Source organism: Methanomicrobia archaeon (genome assembly GCA_011049045.1).
Classification (GTDB): domain Archaea; phylum Halobacteriota; class Syntropharchaeia; order Alkanophagales; family Methanospirareceae; genus JACGMN01.
In genome coordinates, this window is the sequence record DSCO01000030.1 from 1 (window position 1) to 18,163 (window position 18,163).

At 56.5% G+C, this 18,163-nt stretch carries 17 protein-coding genes and 1 pseudogene; 12 read left to right on the plus strand and 6 right to left on the minus strand.

All coding sequences use genetic code 11. The features are described 5' to 3' along the window. From ENN68_03805 to ENN68_03815, 3 genes and pseudogenes are all read right to left on the minus strand, one after another. Positions 1 to 340 (minus strand): DUF1670 domain-containing protein (locus tag ENN68_03805; protein HDS45210.1); only part of this gene is annotated, 340 nt, incomplete at its 3' end. After that, a pseudogene (locus tag ENN68_03810) lies at positions 292 to 576 on the minus strand (hypothetical protein). The pseudogene ENN68_03810 and the gene ENN68_03805, both read right to left, overlap by 49 nt. Before the next feature lie 24 nt (positions 577 to 600). Further along, complete coding sequence (locus ENN68_03815; protein HDS45211.1) at positions 601 to 1,836, minus strand: DEAD/DEAH box helicase; 1,236 nt, start codon at positions 1,834 to 1,836, stop codon at positions 601 to 603. Positions 1,837 to 2,399: 563 nt separating this feature from the next. Here ENN68_03815 and ENN68_03820 point away from each other — a divergent pair. The 3 genes from ENN68_03820 to ENN68_03830 all read left to right on the plus strand — a co-directional run bounded on the left by ENN68_03820 (position 2,400) and on the right by ENN68_03830 (position 4,656). Further along, entirely contained in the window at positions 2,400 to 2,780 is a 381-nt protein-coding gene (locus ENN68_03820; protein ID HDS45212.1) for a DUF552 domain-containing protein, read from the plus strand. A gap of 45 nt (positions 2,781 to 2,825) precedes the next feature. Then, positions 2,826 to 3,365, plus strand: a complete 540-nt coding sequence (locus tag ENN68_03825) for a ZPR1 zinc finger domain-containing protein (GenBank protein HDS45213.1) — start codon at positions 2,826 to 2,828, stop codon at positions 3,363 to 3,365. A gap of 82 nt (positions 3,366 to 3,447) precedes the next feature. Next, positions 3,448 to 4,656, plus strand: a complete 1,209-nt coding sequence (locus ENN68_03830; protein HDS45214.1) for a methionine adenosyltransferase — start codon at positions 3,448 to 3,450, stop codon at positions 4,654 to 4,656. Positions 4,657 to 4,664: 8 nt separating this feature from the next. On the opposite strand, the gene polX is transcribed toward ENN68_03830, so the two are convergent. Further along, positions 4,665 to 6,656 (minus strand): DNA polymerase/3'-5' exonuclease PolX, encoded by a 1,992-nt coding sequence (polX, locus tag ENN68_03835; protein ID HDS45215.1) that lies wholly within the window; start codon positions 6,654 to 6,656, stop codon positions 4,665 to 4,667. Between the two features lie 2 nt (positions 6,657 to 6,658). Here polX and ENN68_03840 point away from each other — a divergent pair, with 2 nt between their 5' ends. The 3 genes from ENN68_03840 (at position 6,659) to ENN68_03850 (ending at position 8,172) form a co-directional block, all read left to right on the plus strand. Further along, positions 6,659 to 7,390 carry a VUT family protein gene (locus ENN68_03840; protein ID HDS45216.1) on the plus strand — a complete coding sequence of 244 codons (732 nt, stop codon included), beginning with the start codon at positions 6,659 to 6,661 and terminating at the stop codon, positions 7,388 to 7,390. Continuing rightward, positions 7,375 to 7,803, plus strand: coding sequence for a protein tyrosine phosphatase (locus tag ENN68_03845; GenBank protein HDS45217.1), 429 nt, complete (start codon positions 7,375 to 7,377; stop codon positions 7,801 to 7,803). Before ENN68_03840 ends, ENN68_03845 begins: the two co-directional genes overlap by 16 nt. Positions 7,804 to 7,893: 90 nt before the next feature. Then, the gene (locus tag ENN68_03850; GenBank protein HDS45218.1) at positions 7,894 to 8,172 is read left to right on the plus strand and encodes a hypothetical protein; all 279 of its coding nucleotides are present in this window, start codon (positions 7,894 to 7,896) and stop codon (positions 8,170 to 8,172) included. A gap of 68 nt (positions 8,173 to 8,240) precedes the next feature. Here the strand turns inward: ENN68_03850 and ENN68_03855 are convergent, their stop codons facing one another. Then, positions 8,241 to 8,720, minus strand: coding sequence for a tryptophan-rich sensory protein (locus ENN68_03855; GenBank protein HDS45219.1), 480 nt, complete (start codon positions 8,718 to 8,720; stop codon positions 8,241 to 8,243). 220 nt (positions 8,721 to 8,940) lie between these two features. On the opposite strand from ENN68_03855, the gene ENN68_03860 reads away from it, so the two are divergent. The 3 genes from ENN68_03860 to clpB all read left to right on the plus strand — a co-directional run bounded on the left by ENN68_03860 (position 8,941) and on the right by clpB (position 13,180). Continuing rightward, positions 8,941 to 9,648: a DUF432 domain-containing protein gene (locus ENN68_03860; GenBank protein HDS45220.1), complete on the plus strand. Its 708-nt coding sequence runs from the start codon at positions 8,941 to 8,943 to the stop codon at positions 9,646 to 9,648. Between the two features lie 20 nt (positions 9,649 to 9,668). Continuing rightward, positions 9,669 to 10,511, plus strand: a complete 843-nt coding sequence (locus ENN68_03865) for a mechanosensitive ion channel family protein (GenBank protein ID HDS45221.1) — start codon at positions 9,669 to 9,671, stop codon at positions 10,509 to 10,511. 86 nt (positions 10,512 to 10,597) lie between these two features. Next, positions 10,598 to 13,180 carry an ATP-dependent chaperone ClpB gene (clpB, locus tag ENN68_03870; protein ID HDS45222.1) on the plus strand — a complete coding sequence of 861 codons (2,583 nt, stop codon included), beginning with the start codon at positions 10,598 to 10,600 and terminating at the stop codon, positions 13,178 to 13,180. A gap of 48 nt (positions 13,181 to 13,228) precedes the next feature. Here the strand turns inward: clpB and ENN68_03875 are convergent, their stop codons facing one another. Continuing rightward, the gene (locus tag ENN68_03875) at positions 13,229 to 14,473 is read right to left on the minus strand and encodes a translation initiation factor IF-2 subunit gamma (GenBank protein ID HDS45223.1); all 1,245 of its coding nucleotides are present in this window, start codon (positions 14,471 to 14,473) and stop codon (positions 13,229 to 13,231) included. 266 nt (positions 14,474 to 14,739) lie between these two features. Here ENN68_03875 and ENN68_03880 point away from each other — a divergent pair, with 266 nt between their 5' ends. The 3 genes from ENN68_03880 to ENN68_03890 all read left to right on the plus strand — a co-directional run bounded on the left by ENN68_03880 (position 14,740) and on the right by ENN68_03890 (position 18,004). Then, entirely contained in the window at positions 14,740 to 15,819 is a 1,080-nt protein-coding gene (locus ENN68_03880) for a chorismate synthase (protein ID HDS45224.1), read from the plus strand. 140 nt (positions 15,820 to 15,959) lie between these two features. Then, positions 15,960 to 16,421 (plus strand): hypothetical protein, encoded by a 462-nt coding sequence (locus ENN68_03885; GenBank protein ID HDS45225.1) that lies wholly within the window; start codon positions 15,960 to 15,962, stop codon positions 16,419 to 16,421. 8 nt (positions 16,422 to 16,429) lie between these two features. Beyond that, positions 16,430 to 18,004, plus strand: a complete 1,575-nt coding sequence (locus tag ENN68_03890; protein ID HDS45226.1) for a B12-binding domain-containing radical SAM protein — start codon at positions 16,430 to 16,432, stop codon at positions 18,002 to 18,004. The last annotated feature ends 159 nt before the right edge of the window (positions 18,005 to 18,163 follow it).

Genomic DNA, 18,163 nt, shown 5'->3' on the forward strand with positions numbered 1-18,163 from the left:
ACAGACCCACAATGATCCTCTTAAGGGTCATCGCCCGTCCTATATCATGGACCACTCCTCGCGTCGGCACAACCGCCCCATTCTCTTTCATGTATTCATTCACCTGTTTGCTCACTGTTCCGGTAGATACATGCAAGAGGAATGCCACATCTCTGTGGGTGAGCAATGCTTCCTGCTCATACGCTTCGGTGAACAATCTCACGATCTTCTTCTCCCTGATCTCCTTGCTCGAGTATCCCGCTCTACTCAGCTCTAAGTCCTCCCGTGAGACCAACGTCAAGACCACGGGTGTTAACGGCGTGTTTTTACTGTTCCGACCATAGCTGGGTTTAGCCACCAAAGTAGAGGTCCAGGTACGCTACGAGCCGTTCGGAGAGCGACCCGCATACGGCAGGAGGAAGGCATAGTCCCGTCGGAGTTCGTTATAGAAACTGAGTTTCTAGCCCCGGTAAGTTGCGAGCACTCTTTCGATACGTCACCCACCATGGTCATCACCACCGATACTTTGTGGGCGCGACGGCGCTGCTGCGCAGAGGGGCGATTCTCGTGCCGTAACGTTTTTTGATACCGTACACGCGAACAAACAAAGAGCTTACTTAACTAACCGGTCACTCGTGATTGAGCGCTCGTCCGTTTCTTGTAATATGCGGTTCTACTCGGCCTCTGTCTCTCTCCGTGTCTCCCGGGTCTCGAACGCCCTTTAGCCTTCCAGCTTATTTGCACGCGCTTCACCGCTGGTAGCTGCTTCTCGGTTATCCTGATATCCTTGAGATGCATTACTCTTCTGAAGTTATCGTAATCGCTGGGCGTGAGGATGCTGATCGCGCACCCCTCCTCACCTGCTCGTGCCGTGCGGCCGATACGATGAATGTAATCAGTGCTGTCGCCAGGGATATCATAATTGTAGACGTGCGAGATTCCGGGGATATCAAGCCCACGTGCCGCGACATCGGTGCAGACCAGCACGCAGACGCTCTGTGTATGGAATTGCTTCATAACGGTGTTCCGTTTCTCTTGCGTCAGTCCGCCGTGGATCGCGAGCGCGTCGACACCCACCGCCATGAGGTTGTTCGCCACGAAGTCGGTATTATGCCGCGTATTGCAGAAGACCATAACCAATCCCGCCTTCTCATGCTGCAATAAATGGACCAGCACCGAGAACTTCATACGCTCATCGAGCACGTCATAGTAAAACTGGGTCAACTTCCGCGGATCGACGTATTGCTCTGCCGAGATCTCAACTTGCTCGTTCATGTAGCGCCGCGCGAGTCGCGCGACCTCGCCGGTAATGGTTGCCGAGAACAGAAGTGTCTGCCGCTTACGCGGGCACTTCCGGATAATCTGCTCCACATCGTCGATGAAGCCCATATCCAGCATCCGGTCTGCTTCATCCAGAACGAGCGTCGTTACACCGCGCAGATCAAGCGTTCCCCGTCCTAGATGGTCCAGTATCCTGCCCGGAGTCCCAACGACGACGTCTGCAGTCCTTAATTGCGCCATCTGCGGGTTGATCGAGACGCCGCCGAAGACCGCAACGATCCGCAGCGGCTTGTACCGCGAGAAATCGCCGAGTGCCGCGGCTACCTGCTGTGCCAGCTCCCGCGTTGGTGTCAAGACCAGCGCCTGGATTCCTGCGCCCTTCTCTGATTTCTCGATTATAGCGGCCGCAAAGGCAAGTGTCTTGCCTGATCCGGTCGATGCACCAGCGATAACGTCCCGGCCCTCAAGGATTGAGGGGATTGCTTTCGCCTGGATCTCTGTTGGTCTTTCAAACTTCGCTTCTTCTACTGACTTTAAAATAGGCTCAATAATACCTAGCTTTCCAAAATACTCCATTCTTTCTACTCAAGAAAAAAGTCAAAAACTTTCTCTTCTTTACCTCTCTGGTTCATCCCATAAACCCACGAGTATATAAAGGTTTCATGCACAGCGGCTCTCGCTGTACAGCACCTATTATAACCGAGGTATATGAAAAAACTGACCATCTTCCGCAGTGCAAGGTACCAAAAACGAACAGAAAGGAGAAGCAAGCAGTGCTGAACGCGCCCAGCGCACGGTGCGCACGTTGTTATCGATCGAGCTAGCCCCAATGGCGGGTCATATGGTACTGCCATAGCCTCTAACGGTTATGTATCCGTCATGAGGGGCAGGTGTGCGCCGTGATTGCCCACGAGCTGGAGGATGCGGGTCGGGTGTCCTTATCGCCACACCTGTCCCTGGAGCAAGACCATTGCGCAGCTGCGATATGCTTAAAGCTATGGGGGTGGTACTTCTACGGCATCGCTTCTCACCTTTTTTAAAAGCACAGCCGTTATGGGGCATACCATAGGTTTTAAGACGTCGCCGATACTTTTAATTTCAGAACGAAACAATACTATTACAGATGTGAGCGGGGCAAAATGGGATTAAAAGAAGGATTTGAGAAGCTGTTCGCGAAACGCGAGGGCATTGGTGACGAGGAGGACTATTGGGACCTGGACTTGGAAGCGTACGAGGCGGAGCTCAGAGAAGAAGAAGGCGTGCGGATGTACGTGAAGACCGCGGAGCTAACCGGGCTTTACGATCTCCCCGATTTGAAGAAGGAGATCTATTCAGGTAATATCCTGCTCCTGGATATCTCTCTGGCGAAGCAGGATAAGGTGCTTGTCGAGAAGACCATTAAGGACTTGAAGATGGTGGCCTCGGATATCAGTGGCGATATCGCCGGTATTGCTGATGATCTGGTGATTGTGACCCCAACGGGAATTAAGATCGAACGGCAGAAACTCTCCGGGAAATAGCCTGGCCGACCGAACATCGGAGCCAGTGTAAGAAACGCAGCTTGAATTAACGTAACGTGCAGTGAGTGGTGGCGCGCGGTGAAAGAGACCTGTCCAGTCTGTGGTGCGGAGAGCGAATTAAGCTGCCTCCCGTATGAAATCCCGCACTTCGGTGAGTTCATGATCTTCACCGCGGTCTGCGACTCCTGCGGCTATCACGCGACGGACGTCATGATGCTCGCTGATCAGAAGCAGAATCGGTGTGAGAAGGTGATAGCAGCACCCAAGGACATCGACGCAGTTGTTGTTCGCTCCTCGTTCGGAACTATCGAGATACCTGAGCTGGGGCTCATTGTCGAGCCGAAGCGGGGCGAGGCCTTCATCACGACGGTCGAGGGCGTGCTGAGGCGTGTCGAGCGGGTCGTGCAGATACTGAGCAAGGACGCGGAGAGCAAGAAACGAGCAGATGAGGTCCTGAAGCAGATCGAGGAAATCAAGCTGGGTAACGCACAGATGACCCTGATCATCACTGACCCGACGGGGAACAGTGCCATCATTCCGACCGAGCTTTTCTTTAAGAAAGACCTCAATAGTACAGACCTTTGAACCAGTCAGTCACGCGTTTCTTGGGTACGTACAGGAAAGACATTGAGAGTAAGAGGGCGAAAAAATGGGTATGAGCGGCTCGATGGAGCGAAAGATAAAGGTTGAGTTCGTGAATCGGGAGCCCGTGGAAGAGCAGGAGATCGAGATCGTTGAGCGGAAAGGGCTGGGGCATCCTGATAGTTTGTGTGACGGAATTGCAGAGGCGGTAAGCGTGGCATTGTGTCAGGAGTACCTGCGAACCTGTGGCGTAATCCTGCACCACAACACCGATAAGGTCCAGCTCGTTGCCGGGCGGTCAAATCCCTGTTATGGCGGTGGCGAGGTCATTTCGCCGATCTACATACTGCTCGGTGGCCGTGCAACGCGCATTTTCGGGACTGATGAAATCCCCGTTGATACCGTGGCAATTCAGGCGGCGAAGCGATATCTGAAGAACGTCCGGAATCTGGACGTGGAACGGCACGTGATCGTAGACAGTAAGTTGGGACACGGCTCATCTGATCTCATCGGGGTCTTCGAGGGGAACAGAAAAGAGAACGCAGAACTGACCGTGCCGATGGCAAATGATACCTCATTCGGCGTGGCTCATGCACCACTTTCCGAGACGGAATCGATCGTGCTCAACGTCGAGGAGAAAGTGATGGCGGTGTTCCGGGACGAGGAGAAAGCGGTCGGCGAGGATATGAAGGTGATGGCGCTCCGTGAGCAGGACACGATCACCTTGACAGTCGGTGACGCCTTCGTCTCCAGATACGTGGAGGATTACGATCATTACATAACTATCAAGCAACGGTTACGGGAGTATATCACGAGCGTCGCGAAGGATTATACCGGGCGGGACGTCAACGTGCTGGTGAACATGGCCGACATGCCCGGCTCGGTATACCTTACCGTTACGGGTACCTCAGCGGAGATGGGTGACGACGGTGCGACGGGGCGCGGTAACCGCTCCAATGGACTTATTACGCCGAACCGCAACATGAGCCTTGAGGCAACCTGTGGGAAGAATCCGGTGAACCACACGGGCAAGATCTACAACTTGCTCGCCAACCGCATAGCCCGGGAGATCGTTGAGAACGTCGATGGCATTCGCGAGGTGCAGCTCAAGATCCTCTCTGAGATCGGCCGGCGGATCGACGATCCGAAGGTCGCGACCGCGCAAATCATCCCGCTCACTGGCGTGAACCGGGAATGGATGGAGAAGAAGGTGAAACGCATCATTGACGAAGGGCTCTCGAGCGTAACAGAGATCACGAAGAAGGCCATGCGCGGGGAATTGAGGACCTTTTAGCTCCCCGTTCAGCTCCCCTTCACTAACTGTATCAGTCCCGCTAAATCCCTGGTATTCACGACATCCTTCGGCTCGAGCCAGCCGCGACGCGCGGTTGCGATGCCGTATCTGCGCACGTCGTGCATCTGTAGGGTGTCGTGTGCGTCAGTGGAGATGGCCACGAGCACGCCATAATCCTTCGCCATCCTGCAGTGGAGATCATTGAGATCGAGTCGCTCAGGGTAGGAATTGAGCTCCAGAATCGTTCTCGTTTCCCTAGCCGCAGCCATGAGCTGGGCCATATCCACCGCGTACGGATCCCGTTTGCCCAATAAGCGACCGGTAGGGTGCGCGATAATATCCACGTGCGGGCTCTCCATCGCGCTTATGATGCGGTTCGTCATCGTGGCCCGATCCTGGGAGAACTTCGAGTGCACCGCGCCGACAACAAGGTCAAACGTCTCCAGAATGGTATCTGTGAAATCGAGCGAAGAATCAGACTTTATGTCGACTTCAACAGCGTTCAACACCCTGAACTGAATGCCTTCGTCCTCGAATCGGTTGTTAACTCGCTCGATCTCTGCCGAGCGTTTGGGGATCTTCTCCTCATTCAGGCCACCAGCGATACCGACCGCGGGTGAGTGGTCTACGATCGCCATATACTCGTAGCCCAGGTCGAGCGCAGCATCCGCTATCTCCTCGATGCTGTTCTTCCCGTCGCTCCAGATACTGTGCACGTGCAAATCGCCCTTGAGATCCCCGAGTTCGACCAGATTCGGTATGCTCCCCGCCCGCCCTGCTTCTATCTCACCGCGATCCTCGCGGAGTTCCGGCGGTATGTACGGGAGCTCGACGCTTGCAAAGATCTCCGACTCCTGTTCGCCCCCGATGCGCTCAGTACCGCGAAAGACGCCGTACTCATTGATCTTTAGCCCCCGCTTCAGCCCGAGCTCCCGGATTCGCACATTGTGGTGCTTCGAGCCGGTGAAATAGTGCGCAGCCGCGCCGAAAGAGACCGCTTCGACCACTCGTAAATCCACATTGATGCCCCGGATGATGATGGACGATTTCGTCTCGCCCTTTGCGATCACGTCCTCCACACCATCCATGCGCGTAAATGCGTCCATCACCTCGTTCGGCCGCGTCGAGACGACCAAAATATCGATATCGCCTATCGTCTCCCGCATGCGTCGCAAACTGCCTGCGATCAATATCCGCTCCACAGCATCCAGTCGTTGCAACTCGCTCACGATTGCCTCAGCATACGGTAGCGCTTTAGAGAGCAAGACGCGGCCCTGGTGGCTTCGATACTGCTCAATACCTTTCAGTATGTTCTCCTCGGCCTTTGTGCCCAACCCGGAAAGTCCAGCCAGCTTGTGTGCTTTCGCAGCTTCTTCTAAGCCCGCGAGATTTGCGATCCCCAACTCTGCATGCAGCTTCGCAATCGTCTTCGGACCGACATGCGGGATCGCGAGAAGCTCGATCAGTTCTGCCGGCATTTCCTGCAGCAACTCCCGATGCTTCTTGCAATCGCCGGTTTCCGCGATCTCCACGATCTTCTTGGCGATACCCTCGCCGATGCCCGGAATCTTCTTCAGCTCTTTCACACCGCCGCGTTCCGCGATCACCGTCAAATCCTGTGTCAGCGTTTCTATCGTGAGCGCGGCCTTGCGGTAAGCGCGGATCTTGAACGCGTTCTCGCCCTGCACCTCGAGAATATCAGCAATCTCGTTAAAAATCCGGGCAATATCGAGATTATGCATCGTTCCGTATAGCTTACGATTGTTCATGCGCATAGTTAAAACGGCACGTGACGTCGTCCGTTTCTCGCGCTGCTGCGCGGATGAGCACACGTCTTTGCCGCACGCACGCTCGTTCATCCTCGAGCGATCCTCCCGCGAGATAGACGCAAACGTTGAGCCGATAAAGTACATATCCTCTACTGCTCTACTTCCTACTGGACGTGGCCCGGAGCGGCATGCCCGGAGCAAAGAGAGAGGCGATAAGAGCAAATCGAACATATATGATCGAATTCATCATTCTGTGGATTATCGTGACACTTGCAGGCGCGAGCATTATCGCGGCACTCGGCGAGAAATACGGGACCGGTCTGACCATTGGAATCTTCGTCGGGCTCGTGGTCATGGCGCAGATCCTGGCCAATAAGATCGTGCTCTTCGGCTCATTCACCCTGCCGGCCGGAGTGATCGTGTATGCAACGAGCTTTCTTATTACTGATATCCTCTGTGAGTTCTACGGCAAGCGAAAAGCGTTAGAGGCGGTCTGGGGCGGTTTCCTCGCCTCGATCCTCCTTGTCATCGCGGTCGAGATCGCCATTGCATGGCCAGCTCCGGCGTGGTGGCAGGGCCAGGCAGCCTTTGAAGCCACGCTTACGCTCACCGGACGGATCGTGCTCGGCAGTCTGGCCGCGTACCTCATCTCCCAGAACTGGGACGTGCTCGTCTTCCACAGGATAAAGGAAAAGACGGCGGGTAAGCACCTCTGGCTGCGGAACAATGCCTCGACGATGACCTCCCAGGCGCTGGATACCGTTATTTTTATCTCACTCGCCTTTTACGGCGTGCTGCCCGTCGTGCCCTTGATCATCGGTCAGTATCTTGTGAAGCTGATCATCGCGGCGATTGACACGCCCTTCCTCTATGCCGTGAAATGGGTACGTGAGCGGCGGCTGGAATCAGAGGGTGGGCTTTCACGAAAGAGCACGGGAGGTGCGGAAGAATGGTTATCTGGATAGATGAGAAACTCGCCGTAACACCAATGCCCTCGGACGCCGAACTCGAAGATCTCGCTGGGTGCTTCAAGGCCGTTGCCGTGCTCGTGGAAACCGGTGAGCTCGAGTATGATCTACAAGCATGGGCACGCTTCGGCGTGAAGGTCAAGCACCTCCCCATACCTGATTTTGGCACCCCGAGCCTGGCTGAGTTGCGTGAACTTGCAGATTGGATAACTACAGAAACAGTGAACGGGTCTGCGGTATTGGTGCATTGCTACGCGGGCATTGGTAGAAGCGGGATGGTCGCCGCGGCCTATCTCGTTGCAAAGGGCTGCGCGGTAAACGCGGCAATCGAGCACGTGAAAGGGCGGGTGCACTACGCGCTCGAGCATCCCGAGCAGGTGGAACTGGTGCGGCAGTTGGCACGGATTTAGGACCGCTTTGGTTACAACAACCTCGTGCGCTAATGGCCACACTGAACGTGGATAGGGGATCGAGCGGCATGAACAGCAGGAGGGACTGCGATGAACGAGCAACCGAAAACGGGTGAGCTGCACATCACGAAGCGGAATCTAGCTGCCGGGTTAGCCGCGGGATTGGTACTCGCAGTCATACTCACCTTCGTCACCGACAGCATCGGGCTGGGACTGGCGCTTGGCATGGGCATGGGTGTGCTGCTCGGCGTATCGCTGGGCAAGTTGCGGGCAGAATCGCCGGCCACGCGAGCGGTGATGGTCATCTACTGGATTATCTTTGTCATCCTGCTGCTCGTCGGCGTCTCCATCCTGCTTGCGCTGAAATAGTGGATTAGGCCACGCGATTACGGTCTAGACTGAGCAGGCTCTTTCTCGTTACCCCTCGGGCATCCCGATTAATTCAAGATGAGAATGGCAGCGTTTAAGAGCGCAGCGAGGCTCACCCAGAGGAGGTAGGGGATAAGCAAGATCGCTGCAGGCTTTGAGATTGGTGAGAACGACAGAATGGTCAGCAGGATCGCCAGCCAAAGCAGAACGATAACCACAAGACCCGCGAGCGGCGATTGCAGGCCAAAGAACGCGATCGACCAGAGCGTATTGAGGATGAGCTGTATCCCAAAGATCACTAATCCACGACGTACGCGCGGCTGTTCGAAGCCCTGCTGCCAGACGAGAAATGCGGCAATGCCCATCAGCAGATACAGAGTTATCCAGACCGGGGCGAACACCCAGTTGGGCGGCGTGAAGAACGGTTTGTTGAGTGTTGCGTACCACGTCGGTATCGATGCGCTGGTAGCAAGGGCACCGATCTGGCCTGCGAGTAGGCAAACGAGTATGCTTACTATCAGTTTGATGAGTTCCTTGACCGTGATCATAGTCACTCTTGTCGCGCGGTTACGCGTCTTCGCTATACCGTTACTCTGCGAACACAGATAAACCCTTTGCAGGGTCGTGCACTAAAGTGCTAGCTAGATTCGTTCTAACCGCTTTTGGACGGCGCGCTGAATGCTACTCTGCTATGGGCGCGGTCTCTCTCTGTCTGAGTGGCGATACTCTTTTATGCCTCACGCATTCTGAGTAACATATACGCGATAGATGTTTGGCCAGTACACCATTCCTGTGGAGATCGCAGCTGAGGGCGTCTCGCTCGCGATCGAGCGCGATGACAAGGGGTTCAGGTACCGGAGCACGTGTAACGGCGTGACCGTGGAGAAGGAGATTCTCACGCGCACGGGTACGGTGCTCATCAACCCGGTAGAACCGCTTCACCTACCCAAGGAACTCGCCAAGGCGCTGCTCATCGAGCTGGATAAGACGCTCGTGGTTGAGCCCGCAACGACAAAGACCGTATTTCTCACCTTCCCCATCGAGATCGGGGTCTTTATCACGGCGAACGAAACCGTTGAGGTGCTGGACATCTTCTCGCTCCGGCCGCAGAAGTTTACGCTCTACGGCGACCCCCGGACCGGCGTGATCTGCAAATACTGGCGGAGCACCGTTTCTGCTACTGTCCCCGCGGTTAATCCACGCCGTGAGGGCGTCGTGCAGCTCCGCATCAACAATAGTACGTCCGACTGGGTGACCGTCACCCGCGCGGTCTTCAACGCGTACACCATGAAGATCTACTATAATGAACGGCTGGTCTCGATGCGTGCGACGATGAAGATCCTGCTCCGGAACCTAGCGGAGACCACGTTCACGGACGAGCCGCTCGAGCGCGGCATGACAAAGTCGCTGGAGCTCTACACCGTGCGGAAACTCCAGGTGCCCCTGACGAAATTTATAATGGAGGCCGGATTGTGAGTGAGGTGATAGACGGTGATATGATTCCAGATATTGCCATCTACGGCGAGTTCGGCGTTCTGGATCTACTGCGGGTGCTCCTGATCCTTGTCGTTGCGATCATCATCGCCAAAGGAATAAGCGTTAATCTCAGACGCGTTCTCAAAGATCGAATGAGCAAGGACCATGTAGAGATCATCAACAAAGTGATCTACTGGGGTATTTTAACGATCGCCTTTCTCTTGGTGCTCCCGGTATTCGGGGTCAATCCGTCCGGGCTGCTGGTCGCAGGCGGGGTCGCGGGTATCGTGCTCGGTATCGCGAGCCAGAGCGTGGTTAGCAACCTCATGGCTGGCTTGTTCCTGGTGATTGAACGGCCCATGAAGATCGGACAGACGGTCAACATCGCCGGTACTGCGGGCGTCGTCGAGGACATTCGCATCCTCTCCACCACGATCAGGACCTTTGAGGGGCTCTACGTGCGGATACCGAACGAGAAGGTCTTTACGACCGATATCACTAACTACGTGGAGCACGTGGCCCGGCGGCTCGAGTATCGCGTCGGGATACGGTACAGTGACGATGCTGATAAGGCAATCGCGATCATTCACCGACTCTGTGAGGAGCATCCGCTAACACTGAAAAATCCAACACCTGACATCTTCGTCGATAACCTCGGCGACAACGCGGTTGAAATCATGGTCCGGATCTGGTCGCCGTCGAAAGAGTGGTACGGGGTGAAGAAGGAATTGTTATGGAAGATCAAAACAGCGCTGGAGGGGCAGGGCATCGAGATCGCGTTCCCGCAGCGGACGGTCTGGTTCGCCAACGAGCTGCAGAAGCGGGAGATGCGCGACGGTGCGGACGACCCCGGCATGCACTGAGTTAACCGGCCCGTTCGCGCGGTAAAAGGTAAAAGCAAAACTTTATATATTATACGCTCCACTCTTCTTAGTGGTGACGGAAAGGAATGAGACTTGATAAACTCACGGTAAAGGCGCAGGAGGCCTTACAAGAGGCTAAGAACCGCGCGGATACGTACAATCAGCAGCAGATCGAGGTCGAGCACCTCCTGCTGGCACTGGTGGAGCAGCCAGAAGGTATTGTCATCCCGATCCTGCAGAAGATCGGGGTTGATAGTGATCAACTCAAAACACGGCTTGCTGAATACTTACGATCACAACCACAGGTCTATGGCGCCGGCGGCGTCGACCAGCTCTTCATCTCGCCGCGGTTGAACAACATTCTGGAAGCGGCGTGGAAGGCAGCACAGGCGATGAAGGACGAGTACCTGAGCACGGAGCACATGCTACTCGCGATCGCCGACGAGACGGATCCCGCATCGCCGCAGATCCTGAAAGACGTGGGCGCGACGAAGGACCGCATCTTTGGTGCGCTCACCTCAATTCGCGGCGGGCAGCGGATCACGGATCAGAGCCCGGAGGACAAGTATCAGGCGTTGGAGCGCTACACGCGCGATCTCACGGAACTGGCGCGGCAGGGTAAGCTCGATCCAGTTATCGGCCGGAACGATGAGATCCGGCGGGTCGTGCAGGTACTTTCACGGCGTACGAAGAACAATCCCGTACTCATCGGCGACGCGGGTGTAGGCAAGACCGCGATCGCCGAGGGTTTAGCGCAGCGCATTGTCAACGGTGACGTGCCGGAGACGCTCAAGGATAAGCGGGTGCTCGCGCTCGACATGGGCGCGTTGATCGCGGGTGCAAAGTTCCGGGGCGAGTTTGAGGACCGGCTCAAGGCGGTCTTGAAGGAGATTGACCAAGCTGCGGGTCAGATCGTCCTCTTCATCGACGAATTGCACACGGTCGTCGGTGCGGGCGCAGCGGAAGGCGCCGTTGACGCCTCGAATCTGCTCAAACCCGCCCTGGCGCGTGGCGAGCTGCGCTGTGTCGGTGCGACCACGACCGATGAATATCGCAAGTATATCGAGAAGGACGCGGCACTGGAACGTCGGTTCCAGCCGATCACCGTTCGTGAGCCCTCGGTCGAGGACACGATCTCGATTCTCCGTGGCTTGAAGGAGCGGTACGAGCTGCATCACGGCGTTCGTATTAAGGACTCGGCGTTGGTTGCGGCTGCGACGCTCTCGAGCCGCTATATTACCGATCGATTTCTCCCTGACAAAGCGATTGACGTGATCGATGAGGCCGCTTCGAAGTTGCGAACCGAGATAGACAGCATGCCGGTCGAGATTGACGAGGTCGAGCGGAAGATCAGGCAGCTGGAGATCGAGGAGCAGGCTTTGAAGCGTGAAAAGGACCAGCAGTCGAAGGAGCGGCTGGAGAAGCTTCGTAAGGAGCTGGCGGAATTGAAGGAGCGGAGTACTGAGCTGAAAGCACGCTGGCAGAACGAGAAGGAAGTCATTCAGAAGACACGCGCGCTCAAGGAGCAGGTCGATCAGGCGAAGCTTGAGGAGCAGCAGGCGGAACGCAGCGGCGATCTGGAACGCGTGGCTCAGATCCGCTACGGCACGCTTGTTGAGCTGCAGAACGAGTTGAACACGCAGAACGAGAAGCTGAAGGAACTGCAGAAGGAACAGATGATGCTCAAGGAGGAGGTGGATGAAGACGACGTTGCAGAGGTCGTCGGGAAATGGTCGGGCGTGCCCGTCTCGAGGATGCTGGAAGGCGAGACCGAGAAGCTGCTGCAGATGGAAGAGCGCTTGAAGCAGCGTGTGGTGGGGCAGGACCGGGCGATCTCGCTGGTCTCGAATGCGATTCGCCGCGCTCGGGCAGGGCTCAGCGATCCGAACAGGCCAATCGGCTCGTTCATCTTCCTCGGCCCCACGGGCGTCGGGAAGACGGAACTCGCCAAGGCGCTGGCTGAATTCCTCTTCGATGATGAGCGTGCGATGGTGCGTATGGACATGTCAGAGTTCATGGAGCGCCACTCGATCGCGCGGCTTATCGGCGCACCACCCGGCTATGTGGGCTACGAGGAAGGCGGATTCCTGACCGAAGCGGTGCGCCGCAAACAGTACACGGTCGTCCTCTTCGACGAGATCGAGAAGGCGCACAACGACGTCTTCAACCTGCTCTTGCAGATCCTGGACGACGGCCGGCTCACCGACGGCCACGGCCGGACCGTGAACTTCAAGAACACGGTGATCATCATGACCTCCAATATAGCCACACCCTTCATCCAGGAATACCAGGGCGAGGAGCTGGAAAAGCGATTACGGGAGGCGCTGAAAGCGCACTTCAGGCCAGAATTCCTGAATCGCATCGACGAGATTGTTACCTTCAATCCGCTGGGCATGGACGAGCTCAAGAAGATCGTCGAGATCCAGATGCGGTACCTCCAGGAGCGGCTGGCCTCGAAGAAGCTCTCGATCTCCGTGAACGAGGACGTGAAGGAGCTGCTCGCGAATCAGGGCTTCGATCCCGTCTTCGGCGCACGACCGGTCAAACGCACGATCCAGCGCCTGATCGAAGACCCGCTCTCGAAGCGACTCCTGGAAGGCGAGTTCAGTGAAGGGGATACGATCAGAGCAGAGGTCTCCGGCGGTAACATAGTGTTCTCGCGCGCGTAGACTTGTAGCTGTGTGGAATCAGAAAGAAAAGCGAGCGCACCGTCACTTTCACTTGATCGTGCCGGCACCGATCAGATGCCAGCGGCCGCGTATCTTCCGCCCGATTGCTACCCGCGAGCCAGTCTCTGCGCAGACCGGCCTGCTCAAGATCAGATCCAGCGTCTTCTTCGTCACCTTCTTCACCTCGCCGATCGTGATCGACGTGCCCGCGCTGAGCATGATGTTCTCGCCCACTTTGATCGCCGGCACTTTCTCCTCCTCCTTCTTCACACCGACTGCGCGTTTGAAGAGCTGGAAATCGACGCTTAACTTCTCCCAGGTCGGTGGTAACGTCCCGGGTTTGCCCGCACACTGACCTACTAACGCGTCTTCCTTTGTCATACTGGGATCTAAGGTCGTGCCAATCCCCAGGAGGCCGCCCGGGGCCACCTTCGACACCTGCGTGCCTCCGACCACGATCGACGTGATCTCCGTCTCCAGGGGCTCCCACGTCGACTTGCCGCCCACGGTCACCATCCGCCCCGGTCGTATCTCCAGGCGATCGCCCGTTCGCAGCTGACCTTTGAGCAGCGACCCGCCAACCACACCGCCCTTCAAATCGCGAATCGGTGTTCCGGGTCTGTTGATATCGAATGAGCGTGCAATATGCATGCGGGCGATCTCCTTCTCGGGACGCTCGGGTGTCGGAATGATCTCTTCAATGCAGTTGATCAACACGTCAATATTAGCAGCCTGCTGCGCCGAGATGGGCACAATCGGCGAATTTTCCGCAATCGTGCCCTTCACAAACTCCCTGATCTGTTTGTGGTGCTCGATCGCCTCCTCGCGCGAGACGAGATCTATCTTATTCTGAGCGATCACGATCCTGTCAATCCCCACGATGTTCAGTGCCATCAGGTGCTCCTCCGTCTGCGGCTGCGGACACGGCTCGGAGGCCGCAATAAGCAGCACAGCTCCGTCCATTATCGCAGCACCGCTGAGCATCGTCGCCATCAGCGCTTCGTGCCCGGGTGAGTCCACAAAGGAGACCGTACGCACCTCCTCCGTCTTCGTGCCGCACAGTTTGCAGACCTCAGCCACCGTGTAACAAGTGGGCTCCGAGCAAACCGGGCATTTCCTGAAGGTCGCATCGGCATAGCCAAGCCGTATCGATATCCCGCGCTTGACCTCCTCACTGTGTCGGTCGGTCCACTCACCCGACAACGCGTTGACTAACGTCGTCTTCCCGTGATCCACATGCCCGATCATGCCGATGTTCACCATCGGCTTCCGCTCAGTCTTGCTGCTTCCCATAGATCAGGTGGGTGGCGCAAATAAGCGTCTCTCAGACCTATTCGCTCCACTATCACTCTTTACAATAAACAGGCTTAATAAAAAGTTTCTTGGAACGAGCGTGACCAATGCGCACGCGAGCTTCAGCTACCCGCGTCACCTTTCTGAGTATCCAGCGTTTAGAATCGCCAAGCGTCTCGTCTCCCTTTACAACTGACGCGTTTGCTAAACGGGCTTTAAGTACTGCGCTACCTATATGCTACCCATCTAGATAGATTCTTCGTAACATGTCCGGCAATTCGTTTGGAACTGCATTCCGCATAACGACCTGGGGAGAATCCCACGGCGCGGCTCTTGGTGTGGTCATTGACGGCTGCCCTGCGGGACTTGTGCTCAGTGCTGCGGAGATACAGCGTGAGCTAAACAGGCGAAAGCCGGGTGTAAGCGACGTCACCACAGCACGGAAGGAGGCGGACGAGGTGCAGCTCTTATCCGGAATCTTTGAGGGCAAAACGCTGGGCACACCCATTTCCCTGCTCGTGTGGAATAAAGACGTCAATTCGAGTACCTATGAGTCATTCAAGCACATCCCGCGGCCCGGCCAGGCGGATTATACCTATCAGCTGAAGTACGGGAGACGGGACCATCGGGGCGGTGGCCGAGCCTCTGGTCGCGAGACCCTAGCGCGCGTTGCCGCAGGGGCGATCGCGAAGAAGATCCTGGCGCAACATTCCGTTGAGATACTCGGCCACGTTGTTGAGATCGCGGGTATACGAGCGCGTGAGGTGAGTGCAGCGGAACTACGAGACCATGCGGAACGCACGACTGTCCGGTGTGCAGATCCTGAAGCCGCGAAGCGGATGGAAGCGGCGATCAAAGCGGCGAAGGAAGAAGGAGAGAGCGTCGGTGGCATCGTGGAGGTGCGTGCGCTCGGTGTTCCCCCCGGTCTGGGCGACCCCGTCTTCGATAAACTGGATGCCGAACTTGCCAAGGCCTTGATGAGTATCGGAGCAGTAAAAGGTGTAGAACTGGGCGCCGGGTTCGAAGCTGCGCGATTGCGCGGCAGCGAGATGAACGACGAGCTCTTCGTGCATGCGGGAAGGATAATGACCAGAACGAACACGGCAGGTGGCGTGTTAGGTGGCATTTCTACCGGCGCACCGCTCATCTGCAGAATCGCGGTAAAGCCCACGCCCTCCATCGCGAAGCCGCAGCGCAGTGTCAACATGACGACGATGCAGGATGTGGAGATCCAGATAACGGGGCGCCACGACCCCTGTATCTGCCCGCGTATCGTCCCGGTGGCAGAAGCAATGGTTGCTCTGGTGCTGGTCAATTTTCTGTTGAGAAATCCCCCGCGCATATAGCACGGCCAGGAGCGGAGTTCGCTCTTCTCTTCGTGCGCCCGGCGGCTTCATCAGCGGTCGTCCCAGTGTGATTCGCGACCATGAGTTATGAGTCTGGATGCACAGCAAGTTATTTGAAACCTATGCTAATTATGATAAGTATGAGAGCGCCGGAAACTGCGGGCTCCTCGCCTATTCAGTATACGCGCCCCGTCGAGGCCGTCATCAGGCGTGTGATCGCGATCCTGACGAATTGGGATGTGCGTGAGGGGTGTAGCTCCATCTATGCCGTACTGCTCGCATCTCCTGACCCGTTAACCGCAGACGAGATCGGCGAACGTGCGCATTACGCCTCTTCCTCGACTATGAACCACCTGAATACGCTGATTCGTATGGGGTTGGTAACCCGGGTTCGGCGAATAGGGAAGAACCTGTATATGGCGAATATGAGCTTCGTTGAGCTGATCAAGGCAGAACGAGCGAAGCTCACGCGATATCTTAGCCAGCTGCGGGATGAACTCGACGGCATTAAAGACCTGGACCATCTCAGAGCGAAGGTTGACCACGCATTGCTTTACCTCGGTGGACTGGAAAAAGCTTCGAACGAGGTCCTGGCGGCTTGAGACCAGCGATGAGAACCGATCTGTCGTTCTCTCGGACCTCAGGGAAGACACCCACAATCGTGTTGACTGCAGACGAGACAATGATGAGCAGGTACCGTTGGGGGATCTTCATGGGGTTCTCCACCTGCCTGCCGCAGGGGATTCTCCCTGATTGGTTCTATTTCAGCATCTTCGCGCCGCCGGTGCCGCGAATCAATGGGCGAGCGGTCTATGCCGACTATGGACTCAGGATTATCGAAGCCGCGCTCGCCGACCGCTTTGGCGCGGACGAAGTGGCCGTCGTCCACCCGAAAGATCTGGAGCAGGTAGTGGGCCCGCGAACGGAGATCATAGGCGTCAGTGGCCACGATTTCCTCGGTATCAATCCGCCGACCTCGGAGTTCGTTGATCTCGTTGATATCGGACCGCCGCTCAACCGTGTCAAGTTCTTCGAGCTGATGCGGAAGTTGGTGATGAAGGAGAAGACCGTGGTCGCGGGCGGGAAAGCGGCGTGGCAGCTGGCGGACGAGGCGGTCATGGACAAGCTCAATATCGATTACGTGCTCCTCGGCGAGGGTGAACTGACCGCGCCCGAGCTCTTCAAAGCGATCCTTGCGGATGAGCAGATGCCGCGGATCATCGAAGGCGAAGAGCCGAGCACCGATGAGATACCGAACATCAGGGGCGCAACCATTCACGGGCTCGTGGAGCTGAGTCGGGGCTGTGGACGCGGCTGCTCTTTCTGCACACCGAATATGCAGCGCCTTCGCTTTAAATCAGTCGAGCATATTGTACGAGACGTCCAGCGGAATCGTGAAGCGGGCCAGTGCTCGATCTCACTTCATTCTGAGGATATCCTCCGGTACGGTGCAAAGGGTATCACCCCGGACTATCAGCGCGTGCTCACCCTCATCGATCGCGTCACCGCGGTGGAAGGCATCACCAGTATCGGCGCGAGCCATATCTCGCTTGCCTCGGTCTACCATAATCCTCAGCTGCTTACCGCCATCACGGAACGATGCTATGCTGCACTCGACCAGGACTGGACAGGTGCACAGACCGGGGTGGAGACCGGAAGCGCACGCCTGATCGAGCGGCATATGCGCGGTAAAGTCCTGCCCTCATCGCCGCACCACTGGCCGGAGATCGTCAAACAGGCGTTCGGGCTCCTTGAAGATCAGCACTGGTTCAATGCATCGACGATTATCAACGGCCTGCCCGGTGAGACTACGGACGATGTCATCGCGAGCATCGAGCTCGTTGAGGATTTGAAGGGCTCTTCGTCACTAATCGTGCCCATGAACTTCGTCTCCATGCGTGGCCCGGTGCTCGGTAATGTGGAGACCTTCACCATCGCGAAGATGCGGCCGGTTCACTGGCAGCTTATCGGGATCTGCCTGGAGCACAATCTGGACGTTATCCCCAAACTTCTGCGGATCTATCGGACCGGAAGCGACCCTATCAGGAGCTGGCTGCTCTGCGTCGCGGCACGATGGATGACGCGATCTGCGCGGCGGTATGTGACCCCGATGAAGCACGGGGAGCCACCAACCGCACGCAGGGAAGCAAGCAGGTGGCTCTATCCAGACATACCAGCGTTTTAGATTTCTCGGGTGCCCTCAACAAGCCATTATTATTTAGTATTTGTTTAGCTCTGTAGACAGAGCTCCTGTGTGAGTAACGTTTGCAGCTCGTTGTAGATGTCCTTTCCTTGCAATCGCCATGTTGCGACGAGGGAAGCGATGTACTGGTAATACTCCGCA